The sequence below is a fragment of the Stenotrophomonas sp. 3(2025) genome (genome assembly GCF_052665395.1).
Map to the genome: position 1 here is coordinate 89,240 of NZ_JBQOIF010000007.1, position 18,885 is coordinate 108,124.

At 66.6% G+C, this 18,885-nt stretch carries 12 protein-coding genes; 5 read left to right on the plus strand and 7 right to left on the minus strand.

Translation table 11 applies throughout. The annotated features are described in order from the left end of the window. Nucleotides 1–37: 37 nt before the first annotated feature. From ACUXVE_RS07565 to ACUXVE_RS07585, 5 genes are all read right to left on the minus strand, one after another. Entirely contained in the window at nucleotides 38–2,230 is a 2,193-nt protein-coding gene (locus tag ACUXVE_RS07565; RefSeq protein ID WP_445514139.1) for a TonB-dependent siderophore receptor, read from the minus strand. Nucleotides 2,231–2,583: 353 nt separating this feature from the next. Beyond that, nucleotides 2,584–4,275 (minus strand): malate dehydrogenase (quinone), encoded by a 1,692-nt coding sequence (gene mqo, locus ACUXVE_RS07570; protein WP_222390349.1) that lies wholly within the window; start codon nucleotides 4,273–4,275, stop codon nucleotides 2,584–2,586. A gap of 193 nt (nucleotides 4,276–4,468) precedes the next feature. Then, nucleotides 4,469–4,915 carry a GNAT family N-acetyltransferase gene (locus tag ACUXVE_RS07575; protein WP_222390347.1) on the minus strand — a complete coding sequence of 149 codons (447 nt, stop codon included), beginning with the start codon at nucleotides 4,913–4,915 and terminating at the stop codon, nucleotides 4,469–4,471. A gap of 79 nt (nucleotides 4,916–4,994) precedes the next feature. Then, a complete protein-coding gene (locus ACUXVE_RS07580) occupies nucleotides 4,995–5,579 on the minus strand; it encodes a hypothetical protein (protein WP_222390345.1) in 585 nt (194 codons plus the stop codon). A gap of 102 nt (nucleotides 5,580–5,681) precedes the next feature. Continuing rightward, nucleotides 5,682–6,587, minus strand: a complete 906-nt coding sequence (locus tag ACUXVE_RS07585; RefSeq protein ID WP_025873890.1) for a LysR family transcriptional regulator ArgP — start codon at nucleotides 6,585–6,587, stop codon at nucleotides 5,682–5,684. A 140-nt stretch (nucleotides 6,588–6,727) separates the two neighbouring features. Between ACUXVE_RS07585 and ACUXVE_RS07590 the strand changes: the two genes are divergently transcribed. The 4 genes from ACUXVE_RS07590 (at nucleotide 6,728) to ACUXVE_RS07605 (ending at nucleotide 13,657) form a co-directional block, all read left to right on the plus strand. Further along, nucleotides 6,728–7,363, plus strand: a complete 636-nt coding sequence (locus ACUXVE_RS07590; RefSeq protein ID WP_025873889.1) for a LysE/ArgO family amino acid transporter — start codon at nucleotides 6,728–6,730, stop codon at nucleotides 7,361–7,363. Nucleotides 7,364–7,526: 163 nt separating this feature from the next. Next, a complete protein-coding gene (locus ACUXVE_RS07595; RefSeq protein ID WP_445514140.1) occupies nucleotides 7,527–9,515 on the plus strand; it encodes an alpha/beta hydrolase family protein in 1,989 nt (662 codons plus the stop codon). Between the two features lie 94 nt (nucleotides 9,516–9,609). Further along, nucleotides 9,610–11,604: an alpha/beta hydrolase family protein gene (locus ACUXVE_RS07600; RefSeq protein ID WP_445514141.1), complete on the plus strand. Its 1,995-nt coding sequence runs from the start codon at nucleotides 9,610–9,612 to the stop codon at nucleotides 11,602–11,604. A gap of 67 nt (nucleotides 11,605–11,671) precedes the next feature. Further along, complete coding sequence (locus ACUXVE_RS07605) at nucleotides 11,672–13,657, plus strand: alpha/beta hydrolase family protein (RefSeq protein ID WP_445514142.1); 1,986 nt, start codon at nucleotides 11,672–11,674, stop codon at nucleotides 13,655–13,657. 55 nt (nucleotides 13,658–13,712) lie between these two features. On the opposite strand, the gene ACUXVE_RS07610 is transcribed toward ACUXVE_RS07605, so the two are convergent. Beyond that, nucleotides 13,713–15,467: a peptide MFS transporter gene (locus ACUXVE_RS07610; RefSeq protein ID WP_222390334.1), complete on the minus strand. Its 1,755-nt coding sequence runs from the start codon at nucleotides 15,465–15,467 to the stop codon at nucleotides 13,713–13,715. 97 nt (nucleotides 15,468–15,564) lie between these two features. Beyond that, the gene (locus ACUXVE_RS07615) at nucleotides 15,565–16,713 is read right to left on the minus strand and encodes a DUF1624 domain-containing protein (RefSeq protein ID WP_445514143.1); all 1,149 of its coding nucleotides are present in this window, start codon (nucleotides 16,711–16,713) and stop codon (nucleotides 15,565–15,567) included. Between the two features lie 200 nt (nucleotides 16,714–16,913). On the opposite strand from ACUXVE_RS07615, the gene ACUXVE_RS07620 reads away from it, so the two are divergent. Then, nucleotides 16,914–18,878 (plus strand): OPT family oligopeptide transporter, encoded by a 1,965-nt coding sequence (locus ACUXVE_RS07620; protein ID WP_025873881.1) that lies wholly within the window; start codon nucleotides 16,914–16,916, stop codon nucleotides 18,876–18,878. Nucleotides 18,879–18,885: the final 7 nt, after the last annotated feature.

Genomic DNA, 18,885 nt, shown 5'->3' on the forward strand with positions numbered 1-18,885 from the left:
CCCCCCCAATGGTCGGCACCCACCGTTCCCGGGGTGCTCAGAACTTCCAGCGCAGGCTGGCCGCCACGAAGCGCGGTTCGCCGTAGTTGTTGTAGTCCAGGTTGGCCCAGTAGGTCTTGTCCAGCGCGTTGCGCACGCTCAGCGTCGCCGTCCAGTTGTCGCTGATGCGGTAGTTGGCGTTGAACTGCACCAGCGCATACGCCGGCTGGTTCACCGTCACCGTGCCGCCCAGCGGGTAGGGGATGTTGTAGCCCTGCACCTTGCTCTGCCACTGCACGCCACCGCCGATGCTCAGGCGTTCCAGCGCGCCGCGCAGCTGCAGCTGGGTGTTGAGCTGCAGCAGGTCTTCGGCCGGATTGGCGTACAGCAGGTCGGTGGCCGCGCGGGTCACCTTGACGTGGGTATAGCCGGCATTGACCGTCCAGCCCGGCAGTATCTCGCCGTTGACGTCCACTTCCCAGCCGCGCGCCTTGGTGCCGTTGACGCCGATGTAGGCCGAGCTGCCGTCGCTGAGCGAACCTTCCGGCACGCTCATGTCGCGCACTGCGTAGTTGTCCTGCTTGGCTTCGAACACCGCCGCGTTGGCGGTCAGGCGACCGTCGAACCACTGCGTCTTCAGGCCCGCTTCCAGGTTGGAGCCCTGCACCGGCGCCAGCAGGTTTTCGTTGCGGTCCTTGTAGTTCTGCGGGTTGAAGATCTCGGTGTAGCTGGCATAGGCCGCTACGTTCGGGGTGATGTCGTACACCAGGCCCACGTATGGGGTGACTTCATCGCTCACCTTGTATGCGCCGCTGGTGGCGGTGTAAGCGCCGGCCGCGTTGTAGGCGCGGGTCTGGGTCTGCCAGCGGCTCAGGCGTGCGCCGGCGATCAGCGCCAGCGGATCGGCCAGGCGCAGGCGGGTGGCCAGGTAGAAACCGCTCTGCGTGGTCTTGGCCACGCGGCGTGCGCCGGTGAGGGTGTAGGTCACTTCGGAGATGTCGCCATCCCAGGTGTGCACGTTGGGAATGTAGTAGCAGCGCTCGCTGCCGCATCGAGCCCAGTCACGCGGGTAGTTCAGCGCCAGGGTGTTGGTGGTACCTTCCAGGTCGGCCCACTGCGCGCCCACGGTCACGTCGTGCTGCTGGCCCCACAGGTTGAAGGTGCCGGTCAGGTAGGCGTCGACGTTGCGGCGGGTGTCTTCCGAATCGCCGGCGGCGGTGCGCAGGTAGATGCCCGCGCCGGTCACCGGGTCGGGATTGCCGGTGCCGTACAGGCGCATGTTCTGCACGTTGCCACGGGTATGGGCGGTGTTGATCTTCAGCAGCCAGTTGTCACCGAAGCGCTGCTCCAGGTTGGCGAACACCGTGCTGGTCTCGCGCTGCCAGTAGCTCCACTTCGGTGCCAGGTTGGTCGAGCGCGGCAGATGGGCGAAGTTGCCCTGGCTGTCGAAGAACGGCACGGTGCCCCAGGTCGAGCCCACCGGGTTGTTGTCCTGGGTCTGGTAGCCGACGGTCACCGTGGTGCTGTCGGTCACATCGCCTTCCAGCACGGCCATGCCGGCCATCTTGTTCTCTTTGTAGCGGTCGTAATAGAAATCGCGATCGGTGTAGGCGGCCACCACGCGGCTGCGGAAGCGGCCGTCGGCGGTCAGTGGTGCGGTCACGTCCGCTTCCATGCGGCGGTAGTCCCAGCTGCCGGCGCTGACCGAGAACGTAGCGTCGAACTCCTTGCCCGGGCGCTTGCGCAGCAGGTTCACCGTGGCCGACGGCACACCCGCGCCGCTGAGCAGGCCGTTGGCGCCGCGGATCACTTCCACCCGGTCATAGAAGGCGGTGTCGTATTCCTGGTTGGTCGAGCCGCTGTAGGTGGGAATGCCATCCACCTGGAAATCGGTGATGGCAAAACCACGCGCGTAGTACAGCGGACGCTGGGTGTCATAGAAGGACACGCTGACGCCGGTGACATTGCGCATCACGTCGTTGAGGCTGAACAACGATTCGTCCTGCAGGCGCTGCAGGCCGATCACCGTGGACGACTGCGGCGTTTCCTGCAGGGTGATCGGCAGGCGGGTAGTGCTCGATGGCGGCGCGGACTGCTCGGCGCGCACGCTCACCCGGTCCAGGGTCTTGGCGTCGGAGACATCGGCAGCGACCTCGGCCAATGCCGACGGCACAACCAGGGTGAGGCAGGACAACAGTGCAGCGGGCAGCAGTGCACGGCGGGGCAGGCGGTTGGAGAAACTCTGGGTCATGGCGGGCTCGAAGCGTGGAGGCGGGGAAGGGGCGGCAACAGTCGTCCAGCACCCGGCGGCGGCATCGGGCACATCAGGTCCATCCGTAAGGGCGCGGTCACTGCGCAGGACGAAAATGTAAATAATTCTTAACAACATTACAATTCGCGTCATCGCGCAGGGGCTTTCAGGCGGGCAGCAAGCGTCAGGACGTGTCGGATCCCATTGCCGCAGGCGCTGGGCTCTGACCCTGCGAGCGGCCTCCCGGAACGGGTCAGAGAGCTCCCGTGCGGAAGAAATTCGATCCGTCGCCGCGCGCAAACGCAGACGGCCACCCGAAGGTGGCCGTCCGCAGGCATCCGCCAAGTGCAGGCTTACAGCGCCTGCAGCTCTTCGTTGGCATTGCGCTTTTCCTTGGCCGGGGCCGGCGCGGCCGTCGGTGCCAGTGCTGGCGTCGTACCTGCTTCCACCGGAACCTCCAGGTAGGGCAGGTGCAGGGTCTGGCTGGTCAACGTGCGGATCTCGTTGGTCAGCGCGGCACTTTCGTTGAGCTTGCGGCCGTACGACGGCACGATCTCGCGCAGGCGGGCTTCCCAACCGGCCTTCATCTGTTCCGGGAAGGCCTTGGCCATCAGGTCCAGCATGATCGGCGGCGAGGTCGAAGCGCCCGGCGAGGCACCCAGCAGCGCAGCGAGGGTGTGGTCCTTGTCGGTCACGATCTCGGTACCGAACTGCAGCACCGCGCCCTTCAGCGGATCACGCTTGATGATCTGCACGCGCTGGCCGGCAGTGATCAGCTTCCAGTCGCCCGGCTTGGCATTGGGAAAGTACTTGACCAGTTCGGCCTGGCGATCTGCATCGTTCAGGCGTGCCTGGCCCATCAGGTACTGCACCAGGTCCAGGTTGTCCTTGCCCACTTCCAGCATCGGGCCGACGTTGTTGTGGTTGACCGAGGAATACAGGTCCCACCACGAGCCGTGCTTGAGGAACTTGGTGCTGTACAGCGCGAACGGCCCGAACAGGACCACCGGCTTGCCATCCAGCTTGCGCGCATCCAGGTGCGGCACCGACATCGGCGGCGAACCGGTCTCGGCCATGCCATAGGCCTTCACGCCATGGCGCGAGGTGACGTCCTGGCCCTGGAAGGCCAGGAACTGGCCGCCCACCGGGAAGCCGGCGTAGTCCTTCGATTCCGGGATGCCCGACATCTGCAGCAGCTTCAGCGCGGCGCCACCGGCACCGATGAACACGAAGCGGGCGTGGGTGGTCGATTCGGTGCCGGCCTTGAGGTCCTTCACCGTCACGTTCCAGCTCTTGTCCGCGTTCTGCCGCAGCGCGCTGACCTCGTGGTTGAGGTGCAGCCCGAAGTTCGGGCTGTGCTGCAGGCCGGCGGTCAGCTGGCGGGTGATGACGCCGAAGTTGACGTCGGTGCCCAGCGGCATCCACGTTGCGGCAACCTTCTGCTTCGGGTCGCGGCCTTCCATCAGCAGCGGTGCCCACTGCTTGATCTGCGCCGGGTCCTCGGAGTACTGCATGCCGTAGAACAGCGGGTTCTTCACCAGCGCCTGCTGGCGCTTGTGCAGGTAGGCGATGTTGTCATCGCCCCAGACGAAGCTCATGTGCGGGGTCGGGTTGATGAAGTCGCTGGGCTGGCTCAGCCGCCCTTCCTTCACCTGGTGCGACCAGAACTGGCGCGAGACTTCGAACGATTCGGCGATGCCGACCGCGCGCTTGGTCTCGATGCTGCCATCGGGCAGTTCCGGGGTGTAGTTCAGTTCGGCGAATGCCGAGTGGCCGGTGCCGGCGTTGTTCCAGCCGTCCGAGCTTTCACCGGCGACGCCGTCGAGACGCTCGTAGACCTGGATGTTCCAGTCCGGCTGCAGTTCCTGCAGGTAGGTGGCCAGGGTGATGCTCATGATGCCGGCGCCGACCAGCACGACATCGACGGGCTTGTCGTTGTTCGCGGCGGGCACCGAGCGCTGGGTCAGCGGCCAGTACAGGAACAGCGCGGCCACCAGCAACAGCAGCACGAGCAGGGCGAGCAGGGCCTTGCCAAATTTCTTCATGGGGGCGGGATCGTTGGCGGGGAAGGGGGTCAGGATGCGCAAGAAACAGGGAAAGAGCGTGAAGAAACAACGCCTTGCAGCATTCCTGTGGCAATTTTAACCGCTTCCGGTCCGATTTTGATGCAACGCAGCATCCGACGGCTCGCGGCACCCTCACCCGGTAGCGCCGGGCCATGCCCGGCGATGCCCTCGATCACGCCAGCTCAAGGATCTCGTCACCGGCCTCATCGATCTTGCCGGTCGCCTTCCAGCCCAGGTGACGGTAGAAGCCATGGGAACGCGAGCGTGGGTCGGCCGAGCAGGCCAGGAACAGGCGGCTGTGGCCGGCCTCGCGGCTCAGGCTGACCACGTCCTGCAGCAGTTGCCGGCCGATGCCACGGTTCTCGAATTCCGGCAGCAGGGCCAGCACCAGCACCTCGCCGCTTTCGCGGTCGGCAAAGCAGTAACCGGCCATCCGTTGGCCCTCCCAGGCGACGCGGCCAATCGAATCGCCATCGGCGATACCTGCGGCCCAGCTTTCTTCGGTGATGCCCAGCTCGGCCAGTTTCGCGGCACTGAAGGCGTTCTCGCGGGTGCGCCCGCGCAGGTCGATGCAGGCGGCGGCGTCATCGGGACGGGCATTGCGGTAGTGGATCGTCATCTGGGAAACCTGCGGTCGAACGGAACCGGGCGATTGTGGCCGACGCCCATGGAGATTGGATGGAGACCGGCGGCGCTCCTCACTCACTGCCGATGGTGAAGTATTCCGCCGCGAAGTAGAGCAGCTGGTAGGCCAGCGTTGCTGCGGCCAGCACCAACTGCGAACGCGCGCGGTGCAGGCGCCAGCCGAGCGCAGCGACGACGAGCATCAGGGCGGTATGCAGTGGGTAGGCCGTACCCAGCAGCCGCCATCGACTTTCACCCTTGATCGCGGTATCCACAAGATCCAGAAGCGTCAGTATCGCGATCACTCCGAAGATCCAGCGTCTCCGCTGCATCAGGTAGTTGCCGTAACTTCCGTACTCGCGCAGGTCTTCGGGAAACAGCAGCGCGCACAGCAGGAACCAGGTGGCGCAGTAGGTGATCACGAACAGATAGGTTTCAAACGTCCAGCGGTGTACTTCAACCAGGCGGAACTCCCACCACCAGAAGGTCACCAGCGATACCAGCGTCCACACCACCCAGCACAGGTGCAGCGCCGAACAGCCACGCCGCTGCGGGTGTTCGATGATCTGCGCCAGCCCCTTCAGCAGGGTGGTGATGGACAGGCCGAGGATGATCCCCATCACCACGCGGATATGCAGGAATACCGGTTCGGTTTCCATCGGTCGGCCCCATCGTCGGTTGCACCGATGCTTGCATGAAAAGGGGACGGAGGGGATCAAGCCGTTTATGCCACAAGCGACTTGATCCCCTCCATCCCCTCTTCAGCGCCTGCGCTGCACCAGTGCCGAGGCGGCGTCCAGCACCGCCCGGGTCAGCAGGGCCATCGTCTGCACGTCGCCCTTCCAGTGCTGCCAGTACAGCGGCACGTCTTCCCACGCGCGCTGCCGCACGTAGACCAGGCGCCCGGCGTCCAGATGGCGCTTGACCAGCGGCAGCGGGTTCATCGTCCAGCCCAGCCCGCCCAGATTGGCCTGCACGAAGGCGCGGGTGGAGGGAATCCACCACGTCGGCGCGGTGCTGGGCAGGTCGGCGCCGGCCATGCGCCGGGCAAAGCGCGACTGCATGTCGTCCTTGCGGTTGAACACCAGCACCGGTGCCTGCGCCAGCGCCTGTGCGGTCACGCCCTTGGCGAAGTGCTGCTCGCGGAACTCCGGCGTACAGGTGGCGGCGTAGCGGATGCTGCCCAGCGCGTGGATCTGGCAGCCCTGCACCGGCTCGTCCAGGGTGGTCACCGCCCCCAGCACAGTGCCCTGGCGCAGCAGTTCGACGGTGTGGTCCTGGTCCTCCACCCGCAGGTCCAGGGTGGTGCCGGTGCCCTGCGCGAACTGCTGGGCGGCCTGTGGGAACCAGGTCTCCAGGCTGTCGTGGTTCACCGCTACGGGGATGCTGGCCTGCGGCAGGTCCTCGTCGGCCAGGCCCATGCGGTGCAGGGCGTCGTGCTCCAGCAGGGCGGTCTGCTCGGCCAGCTGCACCAGCAACTGGCCCTCGGCAGTCGCGGTCGCAGGCGTGCCGCGCTTGACCAGCAGGCGGCCGATGCGGTCTTCCAGGGCCTTGACCCGCTGCGAGATGGCCGAGGGGGTGACGTTGAGCGACTGCGCGGCACGGTCGAAGCTGCCTTCGCGGATGACCGCAGCCAAGGCCCGCAGCTGGGCATGGTCGATTCGCATGGCGATTAAGCTCCGCTAATGTTGATTTAGTAAGTTTAGCTCGTCTTTTCTATGTTGCGGCGCGACAATGGCGCCCGTTCCGGTGCTGTCCGCCTTCGCGAGGCACCGCTCCCCCCAAGCAAGACAAGGTAGTGAATCCCATGTTCTCGGTCATCTCCGCCAGCACCGGCCTTGGTGCCTGGTTCAGTGGTGCGGCTACCGGCATCGGCCTGTTTGCCGTGGTCGGCGCCCAGAGCGCCTTCATCCTGCGCCAGGGCATCCTGCGCAAGCACATCGTGCCGGTGGTCGCCACCTGCGCGGCCATCGATGCAATTTTCATCTTCGCCAGCGTGGCCGGCCTGCGCACGCTCACCACCGCGCTGCCGTGGCTGACCACCGCCGTCCTCTGGACCGGTGTGGCTTTCCTGGCGTGGTATGCGATGAAGTCGGCACGCCGTGCGATCGCCGGTGGCGGTGGCATGGGCGAAGCCGACAGCGATGACGGCAGTCGTCGCGCAGTGCTGATGGCGGCAGTCGGCTTCTCGCTGATCAATCCGCACTTCTGGCTGGACATGATGGTGATCGGCTCCATCGCCGAGAACTTCGGCAATGCACGCATGGCCTTCGCGGCCGGCGTGGTCACCGCCAGCTGCCTGTGGCTGACCGCGCAGGGCCTGGGCGCGCGCCTGCTGGCGCCGCTGTTCACCAAGCCCAGCACCTGGCGCGTGCTGGACGGCACCATCGCGGTGATCCTCAGCATCCTGGCCCTCACTCTGGCGGTGCGCGGGGTCCATTGACCCGGCGCACGCCCCCCGAACCCACGTCCTTACTCTCTCTCCAAGGTAGTGGCAACGACGGCACCGGCAACGGTGCCGTCGTTTTTTCTGCCCACTGGCGGCGCGGCCGCTTGCCTGCCTAGAATCGAGACTGCGGGCAGGGAGTCCGTTCTCAGGGGGAAGGATGCGCAGGATTGTGCTTGCCGCGCTGTTGTGCGCGGTGGTGGGCGGGACGTCGGCGGGTACCGGCGGGGTGGACCTGGACCGCTACCTGCGGCAGGAAGCATTCGCCGACATCAAGATTTCGCCGGGTGGCGAGTACGTGGCTGCCACGGTTCCGATCGAGGCGGGTACGGCGCTGGCGATCTACCGGATCGCCGACATGAAGATGGTCGGCACCTTCCGCCCACCCCGCAACAACCACGCCCATACCTTCGACTGGGTAAGCAATGAACGCCTGCTGGTGGGGATGGCGCAGAAGCTGGGTGTGCTGGATCGACCGGCGCCCACCGGCGAGCTGTTCGGCATCAACGCCAACGGCAAGGGGGGAGAACTGCTGGTCGGCTACCGCACCGCTGAAACCGGACTGGGCACCAACATCAAGGTCAAGCCTGCGGGAATGGTGGCGGCTTTCCTCACCGATGAGTTGAAGGACGACGATCGCAACGTGCTGGTGGCGGTCACTCCGTTCACCGACAACGCGGCCACCCAGATCGAACGCATGGACGTGAGCACCGGTCGCCGCAACGCGGTCGCGCGCGCGCCGATCGCGCAGGCCGCCTTCACTACCGACGCCCGGGGCGAAGTGCGCTTCGCTTACGGCGTCGGACCTGACCAGAAAAAGAAGCTGTATTACCGCGCCGGTGCCAGCAGCGAATGGGTACTGCTGCACGATGAGGCCTTGAACCCGCGCAACGAAGCGGCCATCGGCTTCTCGGCCGACGGCCGCCTGGCCTATCTGCAGGTGGAGCAGGCCGAAGGCCCCGACGTGATCGTCAGCTGGGACCCGCAGAGCAACGAGCGGCGAACGGTTCTGCGTGATGAGATCGCCGACCCTGCACGCATCATCCACCGCCCCGGTACGCAGGTGCCGGTGGGCGCGCTGTTCATGGGCACTACCCCACGTACGCGCTTCTTCGATGAGACCTCGGAGGATGCCCGGCTTTATCGCAGCCTGGAAACCGCGCTGGGTGCTCCGGTATACATCACCTCCAGCACCCGCGACGGCAGCACTGTCCTGGTGGAATCCTGGTCGGGCCGCAATCCGGGAGATTTCTACCTGTATGACACGCTGGGCAAGCGCGCCCGGCACCTGATCAGCCGCAGCGACTGGATCGACCCGGCGCAGAGTGCCGATGTACGCGCCATCACCTTGCAGGCCCGCGACGGCCGCCCCCTGCATGGGTTCCTTACCGTGCCACCGGGGGTACCGATGCGCGCGCTACCGATGGTGGTGGTGCCGCATGGCGGTCCGATCGGGGTCCTGGACGATGGCACGTACTCCACCGAGACGCAGATGCTGGCGGCCGCCGGCTATGCCGTGCTGCAGGTGAATTTCCGTGGCTCGGCCGGTTACGGGCGCGCACATGCGCAGGCTGCGCGCAAACAGTGGGGCGCGGCGATGCAGGATGATGTGACCGATGCCACGCGCTGGGCCATCGAGCAGGGAATTGCCGACCGTGAGCGCATCTGCATCTATGGGGCCAGCTACGGCGCCTATGCGGCGCTGATGGGGACGGTGCGCGAGCCGGGTCTTTACCGTTGTGCGGCAGGTTACGTTGGCATCTACGACCTGCCCTTGATGTATGCGCGCGGGGATATCCAGAGTGACGAATCCGGGTTGATCTACCTGCGCGAGTGGCTGGGACGGCCCAAGGATCTTGTCGAACGCTCGCCGGTCAACCTGGCCGCGCAGGTTGGCGTGCCGGTGCTGCTGGCCGCCGGCCGCGAAGACCAGCGCGCACCGGTGCTGCATACCGAGCGGATGGAGGCGGCATTGAAGCAGGCCGGAACGCCCGTGCAGGCCCTGTATTACAAGAACGAAGGGCATGGGCTGTACAACCTGGCCAACCAGCGCGACTACTACGGCCACCTGCTGGCGTTCCTGTCGCGCAGCCTGGGCGGAGCAACGGCACAGGTGACGGTCGCTGGCAAGGCAGAGAAGGCGCCCTGAGTCCGGCGATGGCGCCCTCGCCACTGGCGGAGCCATCGTCGGCCTGCCTAGAATCGGCAAATCTGGACAGGGTGTCCGGCAGGGAGGGGGAAGGATGCGCAGGACTGTATTTGCCGCGCTGCTGTGCGCGGTGGTGGGCGGGACGTCGGCGGGTACCGGCGGGGTGGACCTGGAGAAGTACCTGAAACCGGAGTCGTTCTCGGACGTCAAACTCTCGCCGGGCGGCGAATACGTTGCCGGCACCGTACCGCTGGACGATTCCACCGCGCTGGTCATCCTGCGCACGTCCGACCGCAAGCCTGCCGGCGTGTTCCGCCCGCAGGACAAGAACCACGCCAACACCTTTGAATGGGTGAGCAACGAGCGCCTGCTGGTCGGCCTGGCCGAGAAACTCGGTGTACTCGATACGCCACAGCCCACCGGTGAACTTTACGGCGTCAACGTCGATGGCAAGGGCGGGGAACTGCTGGTCGGCTACCGCGTGCAGGGGCGCGGGTTGGGCACGCGCATCCAGCCGAAGAAGGTGGAGGACGTCGCGGCCTTCCTCACCGACGAACTGGCGGGCGACGACCGCAATGTGCTGATCGCGGTATGGCCCTTCGCCGAGGACCCCTACACCCGGGTCGAGCGGCTTGACGTGGTCAGTGGGCGTCGCGTGCGCATTTCCGGTTCACCCGTGCAGCGTGCCGATTTCACTACCGATCACCAGGGTGAAGTGCGCTTTGCCCACGGCGCAGCGTCGGACAACGTCAACAAGCTCTACTACCGCGCCGGGACCAATGCGCAGTGGTCGCTGGTCAATGACGAATCGCTGAGCCACCGGATAGAAACCGCAATCGGCTTCTCCGAAGATGGCGCGCTGGCCTATCTGCAGGTCGAGCAGCCCACCGGGCCCGATGCCATCGTCAGCTGGAACCCGCAGACCGGCCAGCGGCGCGAGGTACTGCGCGATGGCGTGGTCGATCCCTACGCGATCATCTTCCGCCCGGGCAGCCGCGTGCCGGTGGGCGCGCTGTTTGCCGGCGATTCACCGCGCACGCGGTTCTTCGATGAGAAGGGCGTCGATGCCCGTCAGTACCGCAGCCTTGAGGCGGCGTTCGGCGGCCCGGTGTTCATCACCTCCAGTACCCGCGATGGCGGCAAGGTGGTGGTGCAGACGTGGTCGGGCAGCAATCCCGGGGATTTCTACCTGTTCGACACCCGCGCAAAGGCGGCCGAGCATCTGCTCAGCCGCAGCGAATGGATCGACCCGAAACTGGCCGCCACCGTGCGTCCGTTCTCGCTGAAGGCGCGCGACGGACTGCCGCTGCACGGCTTCCTGACCCTGCCGCCGGGCAGCGAAGGGCGCAATCTGCCGTTGGTCGTGCTGCCGCACGGTGGCCCCTTCGGCGTATTCGATGAGGGCAGCTACAGCAACGAGCCGCAGATGCTGGCAGCAGCAGGGTATGCCGTGTTGCAGGTCAACTTCCGTGGTTCGGCCAACTATGGCCGCGCGTTCACCCAGGCGGGTGCGAAGCAGTGGGGCGCGGCCATGCAGGACGATGTGACCGACGCCACCCGCTGGGCCATCGCAGAGGGCATCGCCGACCGCAACCGCATCTGCATCTATGGGGCCAGCTACGGTGCGTATGCCGCGATGATGGGGCCGATCCGCGAACCCGGGCTGTACCAGTGCGCGGCCGGCTACGTCGGTGTGTACGACCTGCCGCTGATGTTCAGTGGTGAGGCACAGTTGAGCGATTCGGCCATGGCCTGGCAGCGTGAATGGGTAGGCGATCCGAAGATCCTCGGAGCCCGCTCGCCGGTGAACCTGGCCGCGCAGCTGAAAGTGCCGGTGTTCCTGGCCGCTGGCGGCGAAGACACGCGTGCGCCGATCAAGCACACCGAGCGCATGGAGGCAGCGCTGAAGGCGGCCGGCTCACCGGTGGAGAGCCTGTACTACCGCACCGAAGGGCACGGTTTCCACCGGCCCGAGCACCAGCGCGAGTACTACAGCAGGCTGCTGGCCTTCCTGTCACGCAGCCTGGGCGGCAGCATCGCCAGCACCGCCAGCACCAGCGCGACCGCAGGCGCCGACAAGGCGCCGTAAGGCAGGCGAGCCGCGCGCCGCGGACCCGGTGCTGGGCAGGGGGATGCCCGGCTTCAAGGAGAACGTGATGAAGCATGCAACGGTGCTGGCTGCATTGATGGCCATCTGCGGCGTGGGTGGGGTTGAGGCTGCGGAGGTTTCGCTGGACGGCTACGTGCGCCGCGCGGAGTTCAATGACATCCAGCTCTCGCCCACCGGCGAGTACCTGGCCATGACCTTGCCGCTGGACGGCGCGACCGCCGTGGCGGTGCTGCGTACCGACACGATGGAACTGGTCGGCAATTTCCGGCCGCCACGCAACAATCATGCCGCCGAGGTCGACTGGGTGAGTGATAACCGCCTGCTCATCGGCCTGGCCGAGAAATGGGGGCCACTGGACCAGCCACGACCGACCGGCGAACTGTATGCCATCGATGCCAATGGCAAGCGTGGTGATCTGCTGGTCGGTTATCGTGCGCGCCCGGACGAGCCCGGCTTCGTGACCGGACGGGTGGCCGAGCAGGTGGCTGCATTCCTGGCCGATCCGCTGGCTGCCGACGAGCGCAACGTGCTGATCTCGCTGTGGCCATTTGCCAACGACACCAATACGCGGTTGGAACGGATGGATGTCATCTCCGGACGCCGCGTCCTGGTTTCGCGCTCGCCGGTGCAGCGCGCAACGTTCACCACCGACAACCAAGGTGAACTGCGCTTCGCCCATGGCGCCGCCGCCGACAACGTCAACAAGCTCTACTATCGCCAGGACCGCGATCAGTGGATCCTGGTCAACGACGAAGGCAGCAGCCATCGCATCGAACGCCCGATCGGCTTCTCCGCCGACAACCGGCTGGCGTACCTGGTGGTGGAGCAGGCCCGTGGCCCCGATACGGTGGTCAGCTGGGATCCGGTCAGCGGAGAGCGGCGTACGCTGCTGCAGGACGACACCGTCGATCCCACCCGCGTGGTCTACCAGCCCGGCACGCGCGTGCCTGTGGGTATCCAGTTCGTCGGCGCGGTCACGCGTACCGCTTTCTTCGATGAGCAGTCGCCGACCGCCAGCACCCAGCGCAGGCTTGAAAAGGCGTTTCCCGGGCAGGTCGTGAGCCTGCTCACCGGCACCCGCGACAACGCGCGGCTGCTGGTGAAGGTGAGCTCGGCGACCAATCCCGGCGACTATTTCCTGTACACCACCGCCACCCGCAACGCCGCGTTCCTCACCAGCCGCCATCGCTGGTTCGATCGCGATGGCGGTGCCAGCGTTCGCCCGGTCACCCTGGCTGCGCGGGACGGCCTGCCGCTGCATGGCTTCCTCACCCTGCCCAGGGGCAGTGATGGCCACAACCTGCCGATGGTGGTGGTCCCGCATGGTGGCCCGATCGGCGTGTTCGATGATGGTGGTTTCGAGCGCGAGAACCAGTTGCTGGCCGACGCCGGCTACGCGGTGCTGCAGGTCAACTTCCGCGGCTCGGGCAACTACGGCCGTGCACATACCCAGGCCGCTGCCCGGCAATGGGGCCGCGCGATGCAGGACGATGTGACCGACGCCACCCGCTGGGCGATCAGCCAAGGCATCGCCGACAGCGCACGTATCTGCATCTACGGTGCCAGCTACGGTGCGTACTCGGCCATGATGGGCGTTGTGCGCGAGCCGGGGCTGTACCGCTGCGCGGCAGGCTATGTGGGGGTCTACGACCTGCCGTTGATGTTCAAACGGGGCGACATCCAGGATCGCGCCTCCGGCGTGACCTATCTGCAGGAGTGGCTGGGTGATCCAGCCACGCTGGCGGCGGTGTCGCCGGTGAATCTTGCGGCGAGCATCAAGGTGCCCGTGCTGCTGGCCGCTGGTCGCGAAGACCTGCGCGCGCCGGTGCAGCACACCGAACGCATGGAAGCGGCGTTGAAACAGGCCGGCGTGCCGGTGGAAGCGCTGTATTACCCGCGCGAGGGGCATGGCCTGTACGGGGAGGCCAACCAGCGCGACTACTACAGCCGATTGCTTGCCTTCCTGTCACGCAGCCTGGGCGGTGGCACGGCTGCCGCCGCGACGTCTTCCGACAAGGGCAAGGCGCCCTGAAACAGACGCGGCGGCGACCGACGTGGTGGCCGCCGCGGCATCCTGCCGCCGGGCGTTACTTCACCCCATGCATCATCCGCTTCAACAGCGGCGCAGCGATGAAGGCCAGCAACGCGCAGCCCAGGCCGATCCACATCAGCAGCCAGAACAGGTGCGCATAGGCACCGGCCGCGGCGGCCATGTCCAGCGTTTCGCCTTCAGGTACGTCGATCGCCGCCAGCTTGCCGAACAGCGCGGCCAGCGTTTCGGAGAAGGCCGTCGCCAGGAACCAGGTGCCCATCATCAGGCTCATCACCCGGGGCACCGCCAGCTGGGTGACCGCCGACAGGCCGACCGGCGACAGGCACATCTCGCCGCTGGCCAGCAGGAAGTAGGCCAGCACCAGCCACCACACGCTGGCCATCTCGCCGGTGGCACCAACGTGCTGCGCGGCCAGCGCCAGCGGTACGAACGACAACGCACCGATCACCAGGCCCCAGGCCGACTTCACCGGCTTGCCCGGTTCCCAGCCGCGGCGGTCCATCCAGGTCCACAACGCGGCGAAGGCCGGCGCCAGCAGCACCAGGAACAGGCCGCCGAGGTAGGTCAGCGAACCGGCGGTCTGCGGGATCACCAGGCAGTCGCGCACCAGCAGCACCAGCATCAGCGCAACGATGGCGATGAAGAACGTGCGCGGCGCGGGCGAGCCGGGGCGACGCTCGGACAGGCGCGCGCTGACCACGAAGCCCAGCGGCGCCAGCAGCAGCGAGAGGATCGACCACGGCAGCGGTGAGCCTTCGCGGATCACCAGCGCCGGCACGATGTCCTTGGTCAGCAGGCGGTCGGTGAAGGTCACCCACGAACCATACGACTGCTCGTACATCGTGAAGAACACCAGCGCCATGAAGATCAGCACCATCAGCGCGACCATCTGCTGGCGCTGCACCGGCGTGCATTGGGTGCCGGTGAACCAGGCGAACCAGACCAGCACACCGCCCAGCACCACCAGCATCAGCATCAGTGCCAGGCTGATTTCACCGCCAAGCGCGAAGGCACCGTTGCCGGCCGCCCACATCAGCCAGGCCACCGGCAGCACGCCGATCACCGCGCACAGGTAGATCAGCCATTCGCGCGGCAGGCCCAGCACCTTCTGCTTCAAGGTCGCCGGTTGCGGCGGCTCGGCGTGGCCCTGCAGGTATTTCTGGCCCCACAGGAACATCGCCAGGCCGGCCAGCATGCCGATGCCGGCCGCACCGAAGCCGTACTTCCAGCCGTAGACCTCGCCCAGGAAACCGCACACCAGCGAAGAGAACAGGGCGCCCAGGTTGATGCCGGCATAGAACAGCGAGAAGCCCGAATCGCGGCGCGGATCGTCCTGCGGATAGAGCTTGCCGACGATGGTGGAGATGTTCGGCTTGAGGAAGCCGACGCCCATGATGATCAGCGCCAGCGACAGGTAGGTCACGGCCAGTGCCGAGGTGTCGCGCACTACTTCGCCGTTGACCCGGTATGCGGCGTGGCCCTCGAAGGCCATGCCAAGGTGGCCGAGCACCAGCAGGATGCCGCCGAACAGCACTGCCCGGCGCATGCCCAGCCAGCGATCGGCCAACATGCCGCCGAACACCGGGATGCAGTACACCAGCCCGCCGTAGGCGCCGAGCAGGTCAAGCCCGGCCTTGTCGCCGAACAGGTGGTACTTGGTGAGGTACAGCAGCAGCAGCGCCTTCATGCCGTAGAAGGAGAAGCGCTCCCACATTTCGGTGAAGAAGCAGACGTAGACGCCCTTGGGATGGCCCAGGAAGTCGTCGGAAGCGATAGCAGTGGAATTCATCGCGGAATTATAGGCGTGCACTGCAGGCGCGCGCCGGGTAGCGCCGGGCCATGCCCGGCGGTCCTGTGCAACGCCGGGCATGGCCCGGCGCTACCGTTCACAGGTATCGCAGCCAGGCCAGGTCACGTCGGCGCGCCTTGAACCGCGCGAACGCCCGCGTCGGCGGGTACAGCACCACCGCCAATGCACAGGCCACCAGCAGCAGCCCGGCCACCGAGTCCAGGGCATACAGGCAACCATGGGTCGGGCCCCAGGTCTTCAGGGCCGCCAGGTACAGCAGCTTCAGCACGTACAGGTGCAGCAGATAGAAGAACATCGGCGCTGCGCCGATATCGGCCAGCGGCCGCAGCGCACGCGCCAGCGGCGGCCACTCGTACAGCCGCAACAGCAGCAGGCCCACGCCCAGGGTCAGCAGCAGGAACTGCAGCGAGGGCGGGTACTTGGTGAGGTTGAACACGCTCATCCACGTGCGCAGCGTGCTCTGCTGGTACTGCCACGGCGTGTCGCCATAGCCGTTGGCGAAGCGCAGCAGGGCGAAGGTGGCCAGTGCGCCCAGCCCGGCCCACAGCAGCCGCTGCCGGCGCTGCTGCGGGTCGCTACCGGCAGCGAACCACGGCGCCATCAGGTAGCCCAGCGCGGTCACCCCGATCCACGGCAGCACGGGATAGGAGGTACGCAGGCTCAACGGCCCAGCCTCGATCCAGTCGCGCTGGTGCAGCACCTTCCACAGCACCGCCAGGGCGCCGTCGCCCTGCACCCGTATGCCGTCCAGCAGGTTGTGGCCGACCACCAGCGTCACCGCCAGAACGGCCAGCAGCGGCCGCGGCAGCCACAGCAGGCCGGCCAGCGCGATCATGCTCAGGCCGATCGCCCAGATCACCTGCAGGTACACCGTCTCCGGCGGCCACTGGAAGGTCCAGGCGAGGTTGACCAGGGTCAGTTCCAGCACCACCAGGAACAGGCCGCGCTTGAGCAGGAACGCCGCAATGGCACGGCGCGGATCGGCATGGCGCTGGCCGTACAGCCAGGCCGACAGGCCGGTCAGCAGCACGAACACCGGCGCGCACAGGTGGGCCAGCAGGCGGCAGGCGAACAGGGCAGGGGACACGGTCGCCGCGTCCATCGGATCGCTGACCTGATGCTGCAGGAAGAACGTCTCGCGCACGTGGTCGAGCAGCATCAGCAGCATCACGGTACCGCGCAGCTGGTCGATGGAGGCCAGCCGGGAGGAGGGGAAGGAGGACATGCGGTGGGTGGGTACAGGTCAACGGAAAGTTATAACATATCGTTTGCGGGGTGCCCACGCGGGCTTTGCCGCATCGGCTGGCTCGCGGTGCCGATGCGGGCCCGTGCGTGTTCCAACTGCAACCCCCATCCTTTGGCACGCTGGACTTGCTGCCCCCTGAACGCTAGCGTGACAGGGATTTTTTGCCAGCAGGGGCTTTCATGAACCATGACGCTGCGCCCAAGCAGCTCACTTTCCGCGCGGTGGTCCTGGCCATCGTGCTGGCGGTGGTGCTGTCGGCCGCAAACGCCTACCTCGGTCTGTTCGCAGGCCTGACCATCGCCACCGCGATTCCCGCCGCGGTCATTTCCATGGGCGTGCTGCGCCTGCTGGGGGGCGGTTCGATCCTTGAGAACAACATCGTGCAGACCGGCGCTTCGGCCGGTTCGTCGATCGCCGCCGGTGTGATCTTCACCATCCCCGCGCTGGTGATCATGGGCTACTGGCCGGACTTCAAGTACTGGTGGGTGCTGGGCATCGCCGGTCTCGGTGGCCTGCTGGGCGTGCTGTTCTCGGTGCCGCTGCGCCGTTCGATGATCGTCGAAGATCCGCTTCCGTTCCCGGAAGGCAAGGCTGCGGCCGAAGTGCTCAAGGCCGGTGAGAACCCGGGCCCGGGCCTGAAGATCCTCGGCCTGTCGGCGGTGATCGGTGCGTTCGTGAAGCTGGCCGCGGAAAGCGGCATGCGCCTGATCCCGGACGCCTGGGCCACCTCGGCCTATGTCGGCAGCTCCAAGGTCACCGCCTTCATCGGCACCAACCTGTCGCCCGCACTGCTGGGCGTGGGGTACATCGTCGGCCTCAACGTCGGCATCGTGGTGGTGTCCGGCTCGATCCTGACCTGGCACATCGCCATCCCGATCTACCAGGCGTTCTTCATGAACACCGATCCGGCGCTGGCCGCCTCGATCGCCACCGCCTCGTCCACCGAAGCGGCGTTCGCGATCTGGGGCGCGAAGATGCGCTACCTCGGTGTCGGCGCGATGCTGATCGGCGGCATCTGGACCCTGATCTCGCTGCGCAAGTCGCTGCTCAACGGCGTCAAGAGTGGCTTTGCGGCCGCGCGCAAGAGCGGTGGCCCGGTGCTGGCGCACACCGAGCGCGACCTGCCGATGAAGTGGATGCTGGTGGCGCTGGTGGTGTTCACCCTGCCGCTGCTGGCGCTGTACCAGGCCATCGTCGGCCAGTGGCACGTGTCGATCCCGATGACCCTCATCATGATCGTCGCCGGCTTCCTGTTCGTTTCGGTGTCGGCCTACCTGGCCGGCCTGATCGGTTCGTCCAACAACCCGGTCTCGGGCATCACCATCTCCACCATCCTGTTCGCTTCGGCGGTGCTGGTGCTGCTGCTGGGCAAGGATGGCCTGCAGCCGGTCGGTGCCTTCGGTGCGCCGCTGGGTGCGGTGGCCGCGATCATGATCGGCGCGGTGGTGTGCTGTGCCGCCGCCGTCGGTGGCGACAACCTGCAGGACCTCAAGGCCGGCTACATCGTCGGTGCCACCCCGTGGAAGCAGCAGCTGATGCTGGGCATCGGCGCGTTCTCGTGCGCGCTGATCATGGCCCCGGTGCTGAACCTGCTGGCCACCGCCTACGGCATCGGCGTCAAGTCCGAGCTGCACCCGAATGCGCTGGCCGCACCGCAGGCCAACCTGATGGCCTCGGTGGCCAAGGGCCTGTTCGGTGGCGAGCTGCCGTGGACCTTCATCGGCATCGGTGCCGTGGTCGGTGCCGCCATCATCGCGTTCGACAGCTGGTTGAAGTCGCGCAACTCGCGTTTCCGCGTGCCGGTGCTGGCCGCGGCGATCGGCATCTACCTGCCGCTGGAACTGATGGTGCCGATCTTCCTCGGTGGCCTGATCTCCTACCTGGTCGAGCGCTTCCACAAGGTGCGCGCCGATGACGAAGAGGGCCGCGACCGCGTGCACAAGCCGGGCGTGCTGTTCGCTGCCGGCCTGATCACCGGTGAGGCGCTGATGGGTATCGCCATCGCCGTGCCGATCGTGGTCAGCAGCCGTGCCGACGTGCTGGCCGTGCCGTTCCACCTGCCGGCCGCGCAGTGGATCGGCCTGGCCGTGCTGTTCCTGGTCGGCTGGCTGATCTACCGCACCGGCAAGCGCGCCGTGGCGTAAGGGATGG

What these genes read in the sequence shown, in the direction of transcription:
- ACUXVE_RS07565 (WP_445514139.1), bottom strand. Translation starts at nt 2,230, where the DNA reads ATGACCCAGAGTTTCTCCAACCGCCTGCCCCGCCGTGCACTGCTGCCC.
- mqo (WP_222390349.1), bottom strand. Translation starts at nt 4,275, where the DNA reads ATGAAGAAATTTGGCAAGGCCCTGCTCGCCCTGCTCGTGCTGCTGTTG.
- ACUXVE_RS07575 (WP_222390347.1), bottom strand. Translation starts at nt 4,915, where the DNA reads ATGACGATCCACTACCGCAATGCCCGTCCCGATGACGCCGCCGCCTGC.
- ACUXVE_RS07580 (WP_222390345.1), bottom strand. Translation starts at nt 5,579, where the DNA reads ATGGAAACCGAACCGGTATTCCTGCATATCCGCGTGGTGATGGGGATC.
- ACUXVE_RS07585 (WP_025873890.1), bottom strand. Translation starts at nt 6,587, where the DNA reads ATGCGAATCGACCATGCCCAGCTGCGGGCCTTGGCTGCGGTCATCCGC.
- ACUXVE_RS07590 (WP_025873889.1), top strand. Translation starts at nt 6,728, where the DNA reads ATGTTCTCGGTCATCTCCGCCAGCACCGGCCTTGGTGCCTGGTTCAGT.
- ACUXVE_RS07595 (WP_445514140.1), top strand. Translation starts at nt 7,527, where the DNA reads ATGCGCAGGATTGTGCTTGCCGCGCTGTTGTGCGCGGTGGTGGGCGGG.
- ACUXVE_RS07600 (WP_445514141.1), top strand. Translation starts at nt 9,610, where the DNA reads ATGCGCAGGACTGTATTTGCCGCGCTGCTGTGCGCGGTGGTGGGCGGG.
- ACUXVE_RS07605 (WP_445514142.1), top strand. Translation starts at nt 11,672, where the DNA reads ATGAAGCATGCAACGGTGCTGGCTGCATTGATGGCCATCTGCGGCGTG.
- ACUXVE_RS07610 (WP_222390334.1), bottom strand. Translation starts at nt 15,467, where the DNA reads ATGAATTCCACTGCTATCGCTTCCGACGACTTCCTGGGCCATCCCAAG.
- ACUXVE_RS07615 (WP_445514143.1), bottom strand. Translation starts at nt 16,713, where the DNA reads ATGTCCTCCTTCCCCTCCTCCCGGCTGGCCTCCATCGACCAGCTGCGC.
- ACUXVE_RS07620 (WP_025873881.1), top strand. Translation starts at nt 16,914, where the DNA reads ATGAACCATGACGCTGCGCCCAAGCAGCTCACTTTCCGCGCGGTGGTC.